We start from the raw sequence: 19,907 nt of genomic DNA, 5'->3' as shown, positions 1-19,907 counted from the left end.
AAAATGAAAGCATTAAAAATTAACGTTGAACGTACAGGGTTCCCGGTTTCATTGGCTGGATTAGAATTCTTTTTTGATTGTTCTGCAGAACACATCGAAGAGTATGAAGTGAAATATGCAGAAGTTGAAAAAAAACTAAATGAATTAGAAGACGACAATGACATTCAATCGAAGAAAGAAGCTTTGGGACTGGGCTATGACGTCATGCTTGGCGACGGTGCATTTAAGAAATTATACACAGAAATCCCTGATTTAATTGCTTGGATCAATGCATTCTTTGATTTAGCTAGTGGTATTGCTCAAAATATCGATGTGTTCAAAAAAGAGCAGGAGAACAAATCAAAAGATCTAGAAAATGAATATTTAAAGAAAAAAGCTACTAAGAAGGGGTGACAGTTATGCGGTTAAATGATCCGCTTGTTACCTCTTTTTCTTTTGGTGAAAAAGACTATCCAATTGATTTGGCTTTTGACAACGTTCTAGATGTGTTTGATGTCATGGCAGATAAATCTCTTTTTAAAGAACAAAAGATCAATTTGGCTATTCAACTGTTGGTTGGAGACACCGATTTAACTATTTTAGAAAAGCTTGAAATGTGGGAGTTTATTCGATTGGAATTCATCTTTCTAGGTGCTGAAAACCATTCAGAAGTGGATGAATTAGGAAATGAACTACCTGCAAAACCTTCAAAACGAAATTTAGACGTTATTCATGATGCAAAGTATATCTATGCTTCTTTCAGACAAATTGGGATAAATCTCTTTGCAGAACAAGGAAAACTTTCTTGGCAAGAGTTTCAAGCGCTTTTAGAAAGCCTTCCAGACGACACCATTATGCAACGAATCATTCAAATTCGTAACTGGGAGCCACAAAAAGGGATGGATGCCAAAGAAAAGAAAAAAATGCGTGAATTACAACGAAAATATGCGCTTCCGAATACGTTGAGAGAGGAGGAAGACGATGAGTGATGGAACTGTTTCAATAGCTGTCAATGTTGACGGTAAAGATGTCACTGGATTGAATAGGAATTTGGATCAATTAGAGGGGAAATCTACAAAAGCAAATAAAAGTATTAGAGATATGGCCGTTGCTGTCGGAGCTGTGAAGCTTGCCAGCGCGGCTTTTAATGTGCTTAAAAACTCAGTTGGTGATGCAGTAAAGCGTTTTGATACTTTGAGTAATGCAAATAGAGTTTTTGAAAATATGGGTTTCAGTGCGAAAGATACTAAAACCACCATGGACAACTTGAAGAAAAGTATCCAGGGATTACCAACTCCGCTAGATGGAGCTGTGAAATCAGTCCAGTTGCTTGCTTCATCCACTGGTGATTTAGATAAATCTCAGCAAATATTTTCTGCTTTGAACAATGGAATTCTTGGTTTCGGAGGAACAACAGAACAAGTTGAAAATGCAGTGACTCAGTTATCTCAAGCTTTTTCCAATGGGAAAGTAGATGCCGAGACATGGAACTCCATGATTGATAGCGGATTAGGCCCTGCTCTTAATGCTCTGGCTAAGACTATGGGCAAAACTACTGGAGAGTTAAAGGCAGGGTTATCTGACGGATCTATTTCTGTAGAGCAATTTCAAGAGGGATTGATCAAATTAAATAAAGAAGGTGGCGGCGGTCTAAAATCATTAGAAACTATCGCGAAAGATGCGATGGCAGGAATCGGAACGGGTTTTTCGAATATGAAAACAGCTATCGTTCGAGGGCTTGCTAATGTCATGGGGAAGCTAGATGAACTCACAAAAAAACTCACTGGAAAATCTATCGGTGAAAATATTACTGTGATATCTTCTGTAATTGATAAAGCATTCGAAAATATTGTTAAATCTATGGACAATATAATCCCATTGATTCAAAAAGGTACAGCGTTTGTAAAAGAACATGCGACGGCTTTTAAAATACTAGGTGGAATTATCGTTTCTGTCGCGGCAGGATTTATCGCTTTTAAGGCAACGGTTGGAATTATCAACAGTGTGTCTAGTGCTATCAAAGGTGTTAAAACAGCTTTTACACTTATGAAAGCGACTATGATGGCTAATCCATTTGCGTTAGTTATTGCTGGAATTGCTGCGTTAACTGCAGGATTTATTTATTTCTATAAAACAAATGAAGGATTCAGGAATAAGGTAAACGAAATAGGCCAGTCTCTATCTGCGTTAATGGCTCCAATAGGCAAGGTGATAGCTGGTCTGAAATTATTGTGGAGCGGCTTTAAAGCTATATTTACATCTGATTGGAGTGTAAGTGTTGCAGGACTAAAAAATGAATTTACAAAGTTGTTTCCAGAATCATTATGGAATGGAATGACAAAGTTAGCCAACGGGATGAAAGCAGTTGTTGAGGGAACCAAAATGTTGACCAAAGCATTTAAAGCAATTGCGTTTAACGATTGGAGTGTGAGTGTAGCAGAGCTTCATGATCGATTCACTGAAATGTTGCCGGAATCTCTTTGGAATAGTATGACTAAGTTGGCTAATGGTATTAAACCAATTATTGAAGGCTTTAAATCTGGTTCAGGTTCAATTGATATATTTGGAATTGCATTAAAAGTAGTCAAATCAGTGTTTATTGCTTTACTTGGCCCTGTAGGATTGGTTGTTAAAGCGTTTGAACTATTTGCTAAAGTTATAGGCGGCGGCGATATCACAAAGGGAATGGACAGTATCTTCATTTCCATTCAAAGTTTAGCTGAAGGCATTGCCACATATGGCCCACAATTGGGGACTTCTTTCGGAACAGCCTTACAAGGAATATTAGGAGCAATTGCTACAGCACTTCCGGGAATTATTTCCGGAGGACTACAGGTTATCTCTGGTTTTGTTCTTGGAATCGCCCAGGGGTTACCGACACTTGCTTTAGCTGCAGCTCAACTAATCAATTCTTTTACCCAATCAATGTTAATCCTAATTCCAACGATAATCGAATCATCAACTAGAATAATTATCGCATGGATAAGTGGGCTGACTACAGCTTTGCCGCAAATAATAGAAGCTGGTATTGGCTTAATCAATGCTTTATTACAGGGTATCACTCAACAAATGCCAACATTAATAGCTAATGGAGCCAATCTAATAATTACTTGGCTGAATGCTTTAACTCAGCATTTGCCTGATATTGTTGTCGCAGGTATGAATTTATTGATCGCTTTGTTACAGGGGATCGCTTCTAAAATTGGCGATTTAACAAGTGCGGCTATTTCAGTGGTTGTGAACTTTGCCAAAGCGATAGCGTCAAGAATGAAAGACATAGTCAATGTAGCAGTCAATCTGATGGTTAATTTTGTAAATGCACTTGCTTCGAGAATGAATGACATAGTGGGTGCAGCGGCCAATTTGATAGCTAACTTTATTAACGGGATTGCAAATAATCTTGGCAAAATAATAGATGCAGCAGTCAATCTAATTGTCAAATTTTTAGATGGAATTTCTAGAAAAATTCCTGATATTGTAAATGCAGCTATGAATTTAGTAGACGCCCTGGTTAGAGGCATCGTTCAAGCGCAGGGGCGATTAATGGACGCTGCTATCGATTTAGTGAATGGCTTTGCTGACAACATCAGAAACAGACAGGACGACGTGAGGAATGCAGCATGGAATTTGCTGGATGCTATAAGAGGCGTATTTGTACCAGATTCCTTGTGGAATGCTGGGGTATCTATTATAAATGGCTTTCTGGATGGACTGCAATCTGGGTTCGAGAATGTTAAGAATTTTGTCGGAGGCATTGCCGATTGGATCGAAGCAAATAAGGGCCCTATTTCCTACGATAAAAAACTATTAATCCCAGCGGGTCAGTCAATTATGGATGGATTAAATAGAGGATTAAATGAGAGCTTTAGAAATGTTCAAAAGAATATTTCTTCAATGGGCGATCGTTTATCGACGAATTTTGATTTGGGATTTGATGGTTATAGTTTGTCAAACAATAGCCCAGAAACTGCTTTAGGCACTGGACGAATGGGCTTAGCTAGTGCTGGTAATCAAATTATTAATAACTCTAGTGAATCAAAATCTTATTCACCGATCTTCAAGTTCAATATAGAACATGCAGATTTATCGAATGATCGAGCAATTGAAGATACGTCTGAAGGACTAGCCAGATTAACAGAAAGACAATTGAGGGGGCGATTAAAATAGATTTTACAAAGTTACCCTATTTTCAGTTTCGCGGAAGGCGATCTAATGAATTTCTTATGAGGATAAGAAATGACATGGATTTTGTAATACCTCAGGCTTCATTAGATTTTACAGAGGTTGACGGGCGAAGTTCTGACGTTATTCACGATAAAGGAAGGCTAAAAGATATAGAAAAAAGCTTCCCCGTAAGAATATATAAAGAAAAAGATAAAACAATTGCCGCCCAGCTTAGAAATATAGCTGGGTGGCTTTATTTATCGCGTGAATATGAACCGCTACTCTTTAGCGAGTATAACGAATATTTTTACAAAGCACTTGGGTACAGTGGAACTTCTGGAAAGGATTTGAGGCGTGATTGGTTAGATATTGATTTTACACTCAAATGCCAACCATATGTTTTTCGACTGGACGGTGAAGATGAACGAGAGATTCTTAGCGGTCAGTCGATCACAAACCCAGAAATTTTTACGAGCTTACCTAGCATATCTTTCAATAAAACCACCGCTGCCGCTGATAGTAATGTCTATATCAACGGACAACAGTTTAGGATAGCGAAAGAAGCGGGTACAGGAATCATTACAATGGATTGCGAGAATGGTATTGCTTATAAGACAGGCGGTGTAAATGTGTCTAAGTATTGTTTCTTAAATACGGATGGCTATAATCCGATTATCTTACAACCGGGGAAAAATGAAATCTCATATAACAACATCAATCAATTCAAGATCAAGCCTAGATGGAGGAACATAGCCGTATGAGTACAATTATTTTGCACGATAAGAAAAATAATAATTGGTCTTCGTTAGGTATTGGGCCACTAAGTGATGCTATCAACCCTTTAGTACAAAGAGAACGAAATGGCATTTACGATCTTAGTTTTAAGTATCCTGTAGACTCTCCATTGTTTAAAGAACTAAAGGTTGGTAGATGGGTTGTTGCTGATGCAGGGCCAACGATTCAAGCTCAAAGCCAACGTTTTGAAATTGCTGAAATAACCAAACCTATCAACGGAGTAGTGACAGTTTATTGCGAACACTATCGATATCAATTATTGCGGTCTATTGTTAAAGTTGGATCGGCATTCAGTAATATTCCTGCTCAAACTGCATTAAATCAATTAAGAGATCGAATGGAACCAAAAGGCGACTTTACATTTTACAGTGATATTTTAACCAGGTCGTCAATTGATTTCACTGATCCATCTAGGTTCGGAAGTGCTCAAGAGGCTTTAGGCGGAACACGTGGGTCAGTTCTTGATAATTTTGGCGGAGAGTATGTTTTCAATAACAATCAAGTAAGATTAATGTCCCAAGCAGGAACAGAGAAAAATGTAATTATTGCTTACGGCAAAAACCTGACAGATATTAACCAGGAGGAATCTATCGAAAATACCTATACATCGGTTTATGGATGGGCGAAAGTAGGAAACGGCAATGATGAGAAAATAATTACATTACCAGAAACCTATATAGATAGTGAGTACGTAGGGAATTACACTCAGAGACGCATACAAATGGTTGATTTCAGTGATAAAGAACCCAAAGATGTGGCAACGCTAAGGACGTTAATTCAAGCGTATATAAAGAATAATAAAGTAGGCATTCCAAAAGTATCCATCAAAACTAAGTATGTTGATCTTGCTAGTTCTGTTATGGATGAGCAGCTTAAGACTCTTGAAACGATAGATTTATGTGATTGGGTAACAGTAGTTTTCAATGAGCTAGATATTAATACATCTGCACAAATTGTTAAAACATTATGGAATGTTACGCTTGATAAGTACGAGTCTGTCGAATTGGGAGAGGCAAGAACGGACTTTGCTAAGGTTTTGGATGATTCTCAACCTGATGTAGATAAAATTAATGACAAAGTCGATTGGTTAGAAAAAGCACAGCAAGAGGCATCAGATATTATCAAGAACCCTGGGAAAGGGCATGTCGTAATTTATCCATCATTGGCTGATCCACAAGAAATGCTAATTATGGATACTACAGATATTAATACTGCTAAGAATGTCTGGCGTTGGAATGCTGGAGGGTTAGGATTTAGTTCTACTGGATATAACGGAACATATGGCCTTGCTATGACAAATAATGGTGCAATTGTCGCTGACTTAATGACAACAGGGACTTTAAGAGCAATTAATATTATTGGTGTGGCTATAACCGGTAGCACAATTAGTGGAGGAACAATATCCTCAGAATCAGGATCATGGAGATCGGTTCTCAGCTCAGGAACACTAAAGAATTTTGTTTTGGAAAAGCTTATCACATCCTACGATGCTGGGGGATTGAGATTATACAAAGAAAATGGTAAAGATATTTCTGGTACTTATTTTAGGCTTGAAAATGGTGGTACTGTTCTTTCTGCATATCCTGGTAGTGATTTGTGGTTAGGTAGATGGAATGGAAGCGCACATACTCCAGCTGTTGTCATTGGAGGACAATCAGAAAAGGTAGAAATTTATGATGACGCAACTTTTTACCAACGAGTAGATTTTAACAATCAATTGATATCAAATACCCAGTTTGATAAAAAGTTTATGGTGGTGAACAATGTTGTCGTGGATTATTATTCCAGTATTGACATGAACGGTTATAGCATTATGAATAATTCTGACGTGCGTTTAAAAGAGAATATTGAAGATTCAGATGTGGACGGCATAGAAGAGACAAAGAAACTAAATTTTGTTGAATTTGATAGAAAACAAAATTATCAAAGTAACGATCCGAATAAGCAACCTAGTAAGAAGAGGGAATTGGGATTAATTGCCCAGCATTCTCCATTTCTATCCACCGAAGGTGAGAAAGACCACTATTTAAGAATAGATGTCAACAAACAAATTATGTTGAATAGCCTGACTAACAAACAGTTGATTGAAAAAGTGGAGCGTTTAGAAAAGAAACTCGATCAACCAAAGAACAATAAACGAAAATATCACAGAGGAGGGTTTTAATGAGTAATAAAATCTTAAATTTAGATTTATCGAAAGACCCAATCATGCCTGCCATCGTCTATGGTCGCGTAGGGGATGACCGGTTACAAACTGTAACTGTCAACGTAGCTCGAAGAGACGAAGTTGCTGACCTTACAGGGTATGATATAACCTTTGAAGGAACAACATACAATGGACAAACTAAAGTATTTGACTCAAATAACGTAAGTAGTAATGCTTCAGAACTTAAAAAAGGCACGTTTGATTACACTTTTCCAAATATGGCTTTCGCTGTTGCCGGAAAGTATGAACAAGCGTATTTTTCAATTGTAAAGGACGGCAAGAGAGACAGCACAGCTGGCTTTGAAATTTATGTAGACGGTAATGCTGATATTGACGCCCCAGAAGCAGAAACGATCATCACTGAATACAACAAATTAGTAGCAGAATTAAATAAATTACAAAATGAAGCAATTGATGAAATGGATCAAAACTTCACTGTTGCTCAAGAAAGAATTGTAGAGTTAGAGGGTCAAATAAGCGATCTTCGAAGTCAGATCGAACAGGCATTAGCAGACTTTGAAACTGGTAACTTCTGGACAAAAGAGGAAAGTTTTAACAAGGAGCAAAGTTCCGCAAACGTGGTCGATCAGGTAATTGGGAAAGAATCCAATATAGAAGCCACGTCATTAGACTTTAAAGATAAGGTCTCAGGGTCATTAGTAGAAAATGTCAACAAGATCGCAAGTACTCAGTATACTTCTTTGTTACCACCTTCAAATGGAACTTGGTTAGAATTTCCTCAAGCCGATATTGATAAGGTGAAAGCTTTAGATAAAGAATTATTTCTTAGAAATGAAAAAGCCAACGGTTACATGCAACAAGTTTTAATCTGTTATGACGTTCTCGCCTATTTGATCAATAGGCTAGGTGAAAACTTTTTCACTGATCGAGGGGCTAAAGAGGTGTCAAGTCAAGTTACGGTAATTCGATCAATGATCTCTGGTATAGCTGGTAACGTTTGGGGTTACGGTTCGGGCCCCAATGGAAACAAGATGACATTTCAAGTATGGACACCTGTTAGAAACAAATGGGAAGGTTCTTTGACTACAACAAACAGTACAGTGACAAAAATCAAACGGAGCGTTGGTAGTACAAATGAATTTATTGATTCGACTGGTAAAATGTATTTTCTAGTCAATGCTGAACCTGGTGACGGAGTTACAGCATCAACTCTCAACATTGATTATGTTAGTTTACAATTTGACCTGAATGTATCGGCGAATGATTATATTAAGTCAATGATGGCGGCTTATTGCGGAGAAAAAGAATCAGGCACATGGATTCAAAAAGAACAATCTCTAGGTGCCGATGAGGATATGAACGATTTCAATGAGATAGGAACATACACCGTTAGTTATAATCATAGAATTAATCAACCTGCAAATATCGGCTCACAACAAGGTTGGTTGACAGTCTATCAGGCCAGTCCAACCAGTTCGGTTGTTTCTCAGGAAGTTATTTATCCGAACGCCGGGGCTAGTAAGGGTGGTGCTCGTATGTTTGCCAGAAACCTACTTAATAAGAACACTAATCTTTGGGGTGATTGGCAAGAGATTACTAAGCTGTTTGCTTCTCAATTAGAGGTTATTAATGGGACATCAGATGATAAAATGATTTCTCCTAAAACGTTAGCAGACACAATAAAATTCAAAGAAGTTTTTAAAGAAGGGATTGCGTTATCAAATGTAGCAAATGAAGGAACATTAGTACCTCATGGAGATTCTGTTGGTGGATCGCTAAATCATGTGAATAATAGACCCTATACAGTTAATAGCGATGGATCGTTTACATTCAAAAGAGCAACAAATTTATTAGTGACTGGAGGTATGAAGCTAGTTGTTGGTGATACAAATCCAACTGACTATTTACATGTTAATGCATATGTAAATAATGCCTTGAATGAGTTTATTGCTTTGGGTGCTACCGCAGCTACCAACGGAACACTTCGATTGACTTGGTCAGCGATGGGGCAAAGGGTTATTTCTGTCAATAGCGGGGATGTACTATCCTTAAAAATTGGATTAAGATCAGGGAAACAAGCATTTGCAGTGCAATTAACGTCACTAAAAATTGAAGAGGTATAACTTGTTTCAGCACACTTTCGGGTGTGCTTTTTATTTTGATTGGAAGGGGGAGCCAAGTGGATGGAATTAGAAGCACAAGTCAAACAGCATGAGAATAAATTGAAACAACACGATAAAGAGCTTAGTCGTTTGAATGATGTGACATTGGAAATGCAAAAGTCAATGAATGAAGGACTCGCTAGGGTAGATGAGTCGAATCGCTTTCTTCGTGAACAGAATACACGTCAATCAGAACAAAATGCGCAAATTCTGCAAGCAGTATTAAAACGGAACGATGATTCAGAAAGTCGTCAAGCAGAGTTAGAAAAAATGAAGGAACAACAAAATTATGAATTGAAGATTATTGATAAAACCAATCTTTGGAAAATGATTTTTGGTATTGGCGGTTCTGCAGGAGTTGTTTTTGCATTTGTCATGGAGCTACTTAAATATTTAGGAGGAAGATAAACATGGATCTATCTTTTATTACAGAAAACTTTGTACCAGTAATTGTTGTCGCGTGTTTGATCGTAGGCTACGTAATTAAAGCGACACCACTATTTAATAAATTGGCTAATTTATATATTCCATTGATCGTGGCGGTACTAGGAGCTGCATTAGGCGCAGTAATGAATGGCGTCAGTGTGGAATCGATTGTCTATGGTGCAGTGAGCGGGTTAGCCTCTACAGGGTTACATCAAGTCTTTACAAAACTATTGAATTTAGGAGGGAACGACTAACATGGATATGAAAAAAGCAAAAGAAGCTTACGAAAAATCCGATGATAAAAATGTCGGTCTGCAGCCTCAACCGAAAGAGATCGAAGAAAAGAAGGAGGAAAAATAATGGCCATTAATATTGAAACGGGTTTAGCTGTTGTTCAGCGTTTCGTAAACAACTGCAGCTACAGCATGTATGGCTCACGATATTACACAGATGGCACTTGTGATTGCTCAGGGTCTGTCTACCGTATTTTACGTGAATCGGGTGGCTTTGATTATGGATATATTCCGAGTACCGAAACGTTGCACGATTACCTTACGAAGTTAGGGTATGAAAAGATCGCCGAGAACAGTGACTTTCCAATGCAACGCGGAGATATCATCATCTGGGGACAAAAAGGATACTCTGCCGGTGCCGGCGGCCACACAGGGATCGCCTTAGATAATCAAAATTGGATAGAATGCACAGGCTGGAAGGATACAACAATTATTGCCAATCATGATCAACGATGGGTAATGGCTGGGTGTCCTTATTTCTATGCGTATCGTTTGAAGAATCAAGGTGGAAACACTCCCAAGCCTAACCCTGCACCAACGCCACAACCAGCTGGAACTAAAAATGGTATTGCGATCGATAATGTCACCAAGGATCAGGCGGTAAAAATGGTTCAGCGTATTCAAACGAAATACGCCTGGACGTTGCTTCGTGACCAAGTGAAACGAGTATTGCAGCCGAACAAAGTCTATACGCTGGTTATCACTTGCGATTCAAAATGGAAGTATGAGAATGCGATCAACCGATTGAAGCAGGAGCTTAAGACGTATTATCCGAGCTATATGCAACAAAATATTGCAGTTCCTGATATGGATAAACCGATCATTCATATTGAGGCACGGAATTTGAATGATGAGCAAAGCAAGAAGATGGAAGATCATATGCGAAACTTCTTGAAAGATGTACTTCTTGATAAGCAGACTTATGCAGAGAAGAATTCTTATGGAAGCTATGACGTTCGCGTTAAAGGAGAGGGATTCAACAATACTGATGCGCCGATTGTCTTGAAAGAAATTCAAGAGATGGGTAAAGCTAAGGATGTTGGAATTAATCCGGCGCATATCAAAGGATTCAAGTATTAAAAATATATTGACTAGTATTTTAACTAAGTGATATATTCTATATATCGAAGGTAGCACCTCGATATACCGTTAAGACTGGCCGATCTAGCTTCCGGCCAGTCTTTTTTTACGTTCTTTCTTCTATATAAATAGATAAAAATTAGGTATGCTTCTATTTATACGTACAACTATACAACCATTTTAGAGCGAGGAGTGACGTTTGAAAAGGTGTCGGTCATAGTTCTGCAAGCTTCCCACCGTGTGTTTAAAAAATCCGCGCTGGTACAAATTGCCGGACGGGCGGATCGAAAAGGGGAGTTTGCCCGTGCTAAAGTTGTTTTTGTGACTAGCGAAGTAACAACAGCGATTAAGGCGGCGATCAGCGAAATCAAAGGAAATAACCAACAAGCTTTATTGGAGGGCTTGATTGATGCGATGTAGTTGTTGTCAAAAAGAGCTGATCAGTAATCTCACTCTTCGTGAACTGTTTTTCTCGCCCAGTCTAAGATGTTATCATTGTGAAAAATTATTTACGCGCATTGAACAAAGGACAACTTGCCCGGGGTGCGGGCGGGCAGATACGGCCGAATTGTGCCAAGATTGTCGGGCATGGCAAGGAAAGCTTGGTTTTGTTATGGGAAATAAAAGTTTGTTTCGCTATAATGCAGGTTTTCGGCAATGGATCGAGCCGTATAAGTTCACAGGCGATTATCGTTTACGCGGCGCTTTTGCGACAGAACTTGCTCAGTATTTACGAGAGTATCGAAAATATGTGATTTGTCCCTTGCCGCTTTCAACGGAACGTTTTGAGCAAAGAGGGTTTAATCAGGTCAGCAGTTGTTTAGATTCGGCGGGGGTCACATATGAATTGTTGTTGAAGAGAAAAGAGCTGGCTCCGCAATCGGAAAAATCACGGGAAGAACGGCTAAAAATGATTCAGCCTTTTGAACTAAATCGACCAAATGAAAAGATTAGAAATCAAAAAGTTTTATTAGTGGACGATGTTTATACAACGGGGCGCACGCTGTTTCATGGCGCAGAAATACTTTATAGAAATGGCGCGGAAACGGTGAAAAGCTTGACTTTTGCTCGCTGAAATGCATTATTTTTGATTATGAAATTGATAGCGATTTACTTTGCAAAAGGATTAGATTTCGATATAATAGGGATAAGAAGAAGAGGTAAGAGTGGTCCTTCCTCCTATCTTCAGTTGGCAAGACGAAAGGGGCAATACGTATGTTCAAATATAATGTTCGTGGGGAAAACATCGAAGTTACAGAGGCTATCCGCAATTACGTTGAAAAGAAAGTAGGAAAGTTAGAACGCTACTTCACTGATGTTCCGGACGCAACTGCTTATGTCAATTTAAAGGTTTATACAGAAAAAACGGCAAAAGTTGAAGTAACGATTCCATTACCTTACTTGGTTCTTCGTGCGGAAGAAACTTCACCAGATTTATATGCAAGTATTGATTTGGTTGTGGATAAATTAGAACGTCAGATCCGCAAATTTAAAACAAAAATTAATCGCAAAGCTCGTGAAACAGGTGTTCCTGAACGTGCGGTAGAAGTATTGGTGAACGCAGAAGATTCAGAAGAATCTGAATTAGAAATTGTTCGCACAAAACGTCTATCACTTAAACCAATGGGCAGCGAAGAAGCTGTATTACAAATGAACATGCTTGGACATAACTTCTTTATCTTTGAAGATGCTGAAACAAATGGTACAAGTATCGTTTATCGTCGTAAAGATGGTAAATACGGTTTGATCGAAACAGATTAATAGAAATTACAGCCTTCCAGCTCTTGCTGGAAGGTTTTTTTATTTCACTGAAAATAAAGTTTTAGAATGAGCCCCGATTATTTGAAGAAATTATGCCGCTTGAACGTTGCTGCCAAAGAAAATCACAAAAAAAGTTTAATCATTGTATAAGTCGCGCTTTATTCGCCGCGAGAAGTTTCTTTTCTCAAGGACTAATGATAAAATATACTAGCGGGTTTCTATCGTAAAATAGAAAATGAAAAGAAATAAAGGAGTAAGATAAACGAATGGCAAACTTTCTGAGACGAATGATTGAAAACGATAAAAAAGAATTAAAACGATTGAGCGGGATCGCTGACAAGGTCGAAGAATTTTCTGGCGATATGGAGAAATTATCAGACGGACAATTACGCGGCAAAGCCGAAGAATTTAGAGGACGTTATCAAGCAGGAGAAACACTAGATGATCTATTACCTGAAGCTTTTGCGGTTGTTCGCGAAGCGGCGAAACGCGTCTTGGGTTTATATCCATACCACGTTCAATTAATGGGTGGGATCGTACTACATGACGGCAACATCCCTGAAATGAAAACCGGTGAAGGTAAAACGTTGACAGCAACGATGCCGGTTTATTTAAATGCCTTAACAGGCGAAGGGGTACACGTTGTTACCGTCAATGAATATTTGGCGACACGTGACTCGACTGAAATGGGTGAGCTGTACAACTTCTTAGGACTAAGTGTTGGGTTGAACATCAATTCAAAAACAGCCGATGAAAAACGTGAAGCTTATAATTGTGATATCACTTATAGTACCAATAATGAATTAGGGTTTGACTATCTCCGTGACAACATGGTGGTTTATCAAAGCCAAATGGTTCAACGTCCATTAAATTATGCGATTGTCGATGAAGTTGACTCGATCTTAATCGATGAAGCGCGGACACCGTTGATCATCTCTGGTGCCGCTGAAAAATCTACGGCTCTTTATACACGTACAGATAACTTCGTGAAACGTTTGAAAGAAGACGAAGATTTCAAAATCGACATCCAATCAAAAACGATTGGATTAACTGAACAAGGGATCGAAAAAGCGGAAGAGAACTTCGGCTTAGAAAATCTGTATGACTTAGACAACACAGCCTTGACTCACCATTTAGACCAAGCTTTGCGGGCAAACTTCATCATGATCCGTGACATTGACTATGTGGTTCAAGAAGGCAAAGTCTTGATCGTTGACCAATTTACTGGTCGAATCATGGATGGTCGCCGCTACTCAGATGGTTTGCACCAAGCAATTGAAGCAAAAGAAGCGGTAGAGATCGAAGACGAAACGAAGACAATGGCAACGATCACGTTCCAAAACTATTTCCGGATGTACAAAAAACTGTCTGGGATGACCGGTACGGCTAAAACCGAAGAAGAAGAATTCCGTGAAATTTACAATATCGAAGTTGTTCAAATCCCAACCAACCGTCCGATTATTCGGGAAGACCATGCGGATTTGTTATATCCTACGTTAGAGAGCAAGTTCAAAGCAGTCGTTCAAGATATCAAAGAACGTCACCGTAAGGGCCAGCCAATCCTTGTTGGTACAGTAGCGGTTGAAACATCTGAGCTACTTTCCAATATGTTGGATCAAGAAAAAGTTCCGCATGAAGTATTGAATGCGAAGAACCATTTCAAAGAAGCAGAAATTATTATGAGTGCCGGCCAAAAAGGGTCTGTTACGATCGCCACCAACATGGCTGGTCGTGGTACGGATATCAAGTTGGGCTTAGGCGTTATTGAATTAGGCGGACTTGCGGTAATCGGTACCGAACGTCATGAATCTCGTCGTATTGATAATCAGCTGCGTGGACGTTCAGGTCGTCAAGGAGATCCGGGTGTTTCACAATTCTATCTTTCATTGGAAGATGATTTAATGAAACGTTTCGGTTCTGAACGAATCAAAGCCTTCTTAGATCGCATGAAGGTTGAAGATGAAGATGCCGTGATCCAAAGCAAAATGCTGTCACGTCAAGTTGAATCTGCACAAAAACGTGTAGAAGGAAACAACTACGATACTCGTAAAAATGTCTTGCAATACGATGATGTTATGCGCGAACAGCGGGAAGTTATCTACAAACAACGTCAAGATGTTATCATGGGCGAAAAAGATTTGACACCGAATTTGTTGAACATGGTACGCCGGACGATTTCACGCGTAGTCGACAGCCATACACAATTAGATAAAGATAACTGGAACCTTGAAGCTTTGGCTGATTTTGCTGGAGCAACTCTGGTTCATGAAGATTCTATTTCGAAAGCCGATTTTGAAGGCAAGTCACCTGAAGAAATGAAGGACTATTTATATGGTCGCGCCAAAGATGTTTTCGATACAAAAGTGGCACAACTGCAAAGTCCTGAACAATTATTGGAATTTGAAAAAGTTGTAATCTTGCGTGTTGTTGATACGAAATGGACAGACCACATTGATGCAATGGATCAATTACGTCAATCTGTCGGACTTCGTGCTTATGGACAAAACAATCCATTAGTTGAATACCAAACAGAAGGCTACAAGATGTTTGAGGATATGGTTGGAGCCATCGAATTTGAAGTGACTCGTCTCTTCATGAAGGCCGAAATCCGCCAAAACGTTCAACGTGAACAAGTGGCGCAAAACCAGCAAGAGCATCCAGTAGAAGCCGATGGCGATCCAAAGAACCTGACGCAAACAAAACAAAAACCAGTTCAAGTACAAAAAGTTGGACGAAATGATCCATGTCCATGCGGCAGCGGGAAAAAATACAAAAACTGTCATGGCAAAGGACAATAGTTTTTCGATAAGAAAAGAACCTTCAGGACGGGACATAGCTACTATGTCTCGTCTTTTGCCAGTCCAACTTTTCCCAGTTCAATAAACTATGAGAGCCAATAAAATAAATTATTGGAAATAAAATGTACAAGTCGTTTAGTTGGATGGTATGCGTACGAAAATAAAATCATTTTTTCGCTCTTTGAAAAAATGATTACCAAAGCAAAGAGTTAGCTGGCAGTCCGTTTTTTTCGCAGTTCAATAAACTATGAGAGCTAATAAGATAAATTATTGGAAATAAAATGTACAAGCCGTTTAGTTGGATGGTATGTGTAAGAAAATAGACTCTTTTTTTCACAGTTTGATAAGTTATTCATTCAAATTATAGTTACAAGCAATTTAATTGGATGGTTTGCGAGCAAAATACTCTTATTTTTAGTAAAATGTAATAGACTTTTGAATGATTGGTTATACGGGTAATTTTATTATCCGGGAGAAAGAAGGAATAGATTTGGAAAACGCAGAGATACAAAATTTGTTAGACACGATGCAAGAGCAAGTCGCAAGTTTCAGGGGGTCTCTTTGACCTAGAGCAATTAGAAGAAGATATTGCTGAAGCGGAAAATCAAATGACCGCACCCGGTTTTTGGGATGATTCGGAAAAAGCGCAGAATTTGATCAGCCAGAACAACGTGTTGAAGGAAACCTATGATCAGTTTCAAGCAATCGCGAATGAAACCGATGAGCTGACCGTTATGTGGGAAATGCAGCAGGAAGAATTTGATGCCGAGCTGCAAGCTGAATTGGAAGAGCGGTTGGTTCAATTACAGGAAAAAATCGCTGCCTTTGAGCTGTCGTTATTATTGGATGAACCGTATGATAAAAATAATGCGATTGTGGAATTGCATCCTGGGGCTGGCGGAACGGAATCGCAGGATTGGGGTTCGATGCTATTGCGTATGTACACGCGTTGGGCCGAACAGCACGGATTTTCAGTTGAAACGATCGATTACCAATCGGGAGACGAAGCGGGTATCAAAAGTGTGACGCTCATGATCAAAGGAACCAATGCGTATGGCTACTTGAAATCTGAAAAGGGTGTTCATCGCTTAGTGCGGATTTCACCATTTGATTCAGCTAGTCGACGCCATACTTCGTTTTGTTCTGTTGAGGTGATGCCTGAGTTGGATGAAAATATCGAAGTCGAGATCAATCCTGATGATTTAAAGGTCGATGTTTATCGAGCTAGCGGTGCTGGCGGACAGCATATCAATAAAACTTCTTCGGCCGTGCGAATCACGCATTTACCAACGGGGACTGTGGTTGCCAGTCAAGCACAGCGTTCACAATTTCATAACCGCGAGACAGCGATGCAGACGCTGAAGGCAAAACTTTATCAATTAGAGATTGAAAAGAAGGAGCAAGAAGCTGCAGCTTTGCGAGGAGAGCAAAAAGAGATTGGTTGGGGCTCACAAATTCGTTCTTATGTTTTCCATCCTTATTCTATGGTGAAAGATCACCGCACCGAACATGAAACAGGAAATGTACAGGCAGTAATGGACGGCGAATTAGATCCTTTTATCGATGCTTACTTAAAATGGCGCTTAGCACAAAACGATTAAGTGCAAAATGAAATCAAATTGTAAAGTAATGAAAGCCAGTTGCAATGTTGGCATGCTATAATAACAAAGAATTTAAGAGGATTTGGAGAGATAAAGCATGATTGAAATGCAGGATGTAACAAAAAAATATCCTAATAAGACAACTGCTGTACGTGGGATTTCGGTCCGTATCGATCAAGGTGAGTTCGTCTATGTCGTTGGTCCCTCTGGTAGCGGAAAGTCTACCTTCATCAAGTTGATGTATCGTGAAGAAAAAGCGACTTCTGGTAAAGTATTAGATGTTGCGCGTCATGATTTGCTAAAAATTAAGAATAAAGAAGTTCCTTTTCTGCGTCGCGATGTCGGCGTTGTTTTCCAGGACTTCAAATTACTACCCCGTAAGACAGTCTATGAAAATGTTGCTTACGCAATGCAGGTAATTGGACGTAAACCGCGGGACATCAAAAAACGTGTTATGGAAGTTTTGGACCTTGTTGGTTTGAAACATAAAGTCCGCGTTTTTCCAAGTGAGTTATCTGGTGGGGAACAGCAACGTGTATCCATCGCGCGTGCGATCGTGAATACACCGAAAGTACTGATTGCCGATGAACCAACAGGGAATTTGGACCCGGATACTTCTTGGGAAATCATGCGTTTATTAGAACGGATCAATAATCAAGGAACAACGATCGTTATGGCAACACATAACAAAACGATTGTTGATACCATGCGCCATCGTTTGATCGCGATTGAAAATGGCTTGATCGTTCGAGATGAAGCGGAAGGAGAATACGAGTTTGATGATTAGAAATTTCTTCCGACATTTGTTGGAAAGTATCAAGAGTGTCAAACGTAATGGCTGGATGACTTTAGCATCCGTCAGTGCAGTGACGATCACATTAACCATGGCAGGAATTTTCTTGGCAGTGATTATGAATGCGACAAAGTTAGCACAAGATGTTGAAGGAAATGTCGAAGTGACGGTCTTTGTTGATATTGGTACGAAAGAAAAAGAATTAAAAGAATTGAAATCCGAACTGCAAGAAATCAAACATGTAGACAAGGTCACTTATTCTAGTAAGCAAGCTCAGTTGAAAAAGCTTCAATCACAAATGGGCGATGCTTGGGATTTATTCGAAGGAGACAGCAATCCGCTGTACGACGTTTACATTGTTAGTGCAACAGATGCTCAATATATTCGACCTGTAACGCGCGAAGCTAGTCAGCTACACAATGTTTTCCGGGCAAACTACGGCGGAAATTCAGCTGACCGAATCATTCAAATGGCGAAAGTCGTACGTACTTGGGGCTTAGCCGCAGCAGCACTATTAATTTTCGTGGCGATCTTCTTGATCTCGAATACAATTCGAATCACGATTATTTCACGGAAAAACGAAATTCAAATCATGCGTCTTGTAGGTGCAAAAAATGGCTATATTCGTTGGCCGTTCTTCCTTGAAGGAGGTTGGATCGGCTTGATCGGTTCGATCGTACCGATTCTTGTTTTGACTTACGGGTATTCACAAGTGTACGGGATAGCAGCACCTTATCTATTACAATCAAACTTAGCGTTATTACGACCAAGCCAGATTGTTTGGATCTTGGATATCGTCATGGCCGTTGGCGGATATTTGATTGGTTCACTTGGATCAGTTATTTCAATGCGCCGCTTCTTGAAGATTTAATCAAACGAACTTCTCCGATAATTTTCGGAGAAGTTTTTCTTATGCTTGCCATTTTTGCTGGAAAGATTTAGAATAGCAATTAAATAAATTAATACGCTACCGAGCAAGGGAGCCAATTTCGTTAGGTCTTTGAAGAAATTGGACTCCCTTTTTGTGTTCTCAGCAGTATAAATTTATTATTTTAACTGAGGAGGAGTAATTATTATGGCATGGGTATCATTAGTTGTAGCAGGATTATTTGAAATGTTTTGGGCGACGATGATGAAGTTGAGCGAAGGGTTCAGCAAACTGAATTATTCGCTTTTAACGTTGATTGGCATGGTGGCGAGCTTCTACTTTTTAGCAAAAGCATTACACTCGCTGCCAATGAGTTTGGCTTATCCAATCTGGACAGGGATCGGTGCTGTGGGATCAATTTTGATTGGCGTGATTTTCTTTAAGGATCATTTATCTCTTTTAACAAGCTTTTTTGTGCTGCTTTTGATCGCGGGTATCATTGGGATTAAAGTTACTAGCGGACATTAACCTAAAAGTGAGTTACACTATTTCTAATAGAAAATTCAGGAGGTCCCTATGATTAAATCAACCGATGAACTAACGTCACAAGAATTATTGACAATTTTACAAATTCGTACAGCCGTCTTTGTGGTTGAACAGAATTGTCCGTATCAAGAAGTCGACGAGGCAGATCGTCAGGCTTTGCATGTTTGTCTGGAAGAGGATGGCAAGATAAAGGCTTATGCCCGAATTTTGGCGACAGACGATCCGATTCATTTTGGCCGTGTTTTAGTGGTGAAAGAATATCGCGGACAACAATTAGGACGAAAAATCGTGGAGAAAACATTAAAGGAAATTGAAAAACGTTATCCTAATCGAGTAGTTGTTATTTCAGCTCAAGCTCACCTGGCCGAATTTTATGGGTCCTTTGGGTTTAAGCCGAATTCTGAGATTTACTTGGAGGATGATATTCCGCACATTGAGATGCTTTTACAAAAAAACGGGAATCAGTAATGCCCA

The 19,907-nt window shown here is 39.3% G+C and carries 17 protein-coding genes and 1 pseudogene; all 18 read left to right on the top strand.

The genetic code is table 11. The features are described 5' to 3' along the window. The first annotated feature begins 3 nt into the window (after window positions 1-3). Complete coding sequence (locus I585_RS05680) at window positions 4-393, top strand: hypothetical protein (RefSeq protein ID WP_010738977.1); 390 nt, start codon at window positions 4-6, stop codon at window positions 391-393. Window positions 394-398: 5 nt separating this feature from the next. Next, window positions 399-968 carry a Gp15 family bacteriophage protein gene (locus I585_RS05675; RefSeq protein WP_010738976.1) on the top strand — a complete coding sequence of 190 codons (570 nt, stop codon included), beginning with the start codon at window positions 399-401 and terminating at the stop codon, window positions 966-968. Continuing rightward, the gene (locus I585_RS05670) at window positions 961-4,146 is read left to right on the top strand and encodes a tape measure protein (RefSeq protein WP_010738975.1); all 3,186 of its coding nucleotides are present in this window, start codon (window positions 961-963) and stop codon (window positions 4,144-4,146) included. Before I585_RS05675 ends, I585_RS05670 begins: the two co-directional genes overlap by 8 nt. A 74-nt stretch (window positions 4,147-4,220) precedes the next feature. Next, the gene (locus I585_RS05665; protein ID WP_010738974.1) at window positions 4,221-4,904 is read left to right on the top strand and encodes a hypothetical protein; all 684 of its coding nucleotides are present in this window, start codon (window positions 4,221-4,223) and stop codon (window positions 4,902-4,904) included. Next, window positions 4,901-7,102 (top strand): phage tail spike protein, encoded by a 2,202-nt coding sequence (locus I585_RS05660; RefSeq protein WP_010738973.1) that lies wholly within the window; start codon window positions 4,901-4,903, stop codon window positions 7,100-7,102. The genes I585_RS05665 and I585_RS05660 overlap by 4 nt, the downstream gene beginning before the upstream one ends. Continuing rightward, entirely contained in the window at window positions 7,102-9,228 is a 2,127-nt protein-coding gene (locus I585_RS22590; RefSeq protein ID WP_010738972.1) for a BppU family phage baseplate upper protein, read from the top strand. Before I585_RS05660 ends, I585_RS22590 begins: the two co-directional genes overlap by 1 nt. Window positions 9,229-9,288: 60 nt before the next feature. Then, window positions 9,289-9,675, top strand: a complete 387-nt coding sequence (locus I585_RS05650; RefSeq protein WP_010738971.1) for a hypothetical protein — start codon at window positions 9,289-9,291, stop codon at window positions 9,673-9,675. 2 nt (window positions 9,676-9,677) lie between these two features. Beyond that, window positions 9,678-9,947: a phage holin family protein gene (locus I585_RS05645; protein ID WP_010738970.1), complete on the top strand. Its 270-nt coding sequence runs from the start codon at window positions 9,678-9,680 to the stop codon at window positions 9,945-9,947. Window positions 9,948-10,052: 105 nt separating this feature from the next. Beyond that, entirely contained in the window at window positions 10,053-11,066 is a 1,014-nt protein-coding gene (locus I585_RS05640; protein WP_010738968.1) for a peptidoglycan amidohydrolase family protein, read from the top strand. 171 nt (window positions 11,067-11,237) lie between these two features. Continuing rightward, window positions 11,238-11,486 (top strand): annotated as a pseudogene (locus I585_RS05635) (hypothetical protein); the annotation flags it as partial. After that, window positions 11,476-12,141, top strand: coding sequence for a ComF family protein (locus I585_RS05630; RefSeq protein ID WP_010738966.1), 666 nt, complete (start codon window positions 11,476-11,478; stop codon window positions 12,139-12,141). The pseudogene I585_RS05635 and the gene I585_RS05630, both read left to right, overlap by 11 nt. 140 nt (window positions 12,142-12,281) lie before the next feature. Further along, window positions 12,282-12,827 (top strand): ribosome hibernation-promoting factor, HPF/YfiA family, encoded by a 546-nt coding sequence (gene hpf, locus I585_RS05625; RefSeq protein WP_010738965.1) that lies wholly within the window; start codon window positions 12,282-12,284, stop codon window positions 12,825-12,827. A 266-nt stretch (window positions 12,828-13,093) separates the two neighbouring features. After that, window positions 13,094-15,625 (top strand): preprotein translocase subunit SecA, encoded by a 2,532-nt coding sequence (gene secA, locus I585_RS05620; protein WP_010738964.1) that lies wholly within the window; start codon window positions 13,094-13,096, stop codon window positions 15,623-15,625. Window positions 15,626-16,115: 490 nt separating this feature from the next. Continuing rightward, window positions 16,116-17,226 (top strand): peptide chain release factor 2 gene (gene prfB / locus I585_RS05615; protein WP_099050634.1). Its coding sequence is split into 2 segments (ribosomal slippage): window positions 16,116-16,187 and window positions 16,189-17,226, totalling 1,110 coding nucleotides; the frame shifts between segments, so codons are not numbered across the junction. 97 nt (window positions 17,227-17,323) lie between these two features. Next, window positions 17,324-18,013 carry a cell division ATP-binding protein FtsE gene (gene ftsE / locus I585_RS05610; RefSeq protein ID WP_010738962.1) on the top strand — a complete coding sequence of 230 codons (690 nt, stop codon included), beginning with the start codon at window positions 17,324-17,326 and terminating at the stop codon, window positions 18,011-18,013. Next, entirely contained in the window at window positions 18,006-18,890 is an 885-nt protein-coding gene (gene ftsX, locus I585_RS05605) for a permease-like cell division protein FtsX (protein WP_010738961.1), read from the top strand. Before ftsE ends, ftsX begins: the two co-directional genes overlap by 8 nt. 204 nt (window positions 18,891-19,094) lie before the next feature. Then, a complete protein-coding gene (locus I585_RS05600) occupies window positions 19,095-19,415 on the top strand; it encodes a DMT family transporter (protein WP_010738960.1) in 321 nt (106 codons plus the stop codon). A gap of 48 nt (window positions 19,416-19,463) precedes the next feature. After that, complete coding sequence (locus I585_RS05595) at window positions 19,464-19,901, top strand: GNAT family N-acetyltransferase (RefSeq protein ID WP_010738959.1); 438 nt, start codon at window positions 19,464-19,466, stop codon at window positions 19,899-19,901. Window positions 19,902-19,907 lie beyond the last annotated feature (6 nt).

It is taken from the genome of Enterococcus malodoratus ATCC 43197, from assembly GCF_000407185.1.
In the GTDB taxonomy this organism is placed as follows: Bacteria; Bacillota; Bacilli; order Lactobacillales; family Enterococcaceae; genus Enterococcus_A; species Enterococcus_A malodoratus.
This window is presented reverse-complemented; position numbering and strand designations above follow the sequence as displayed.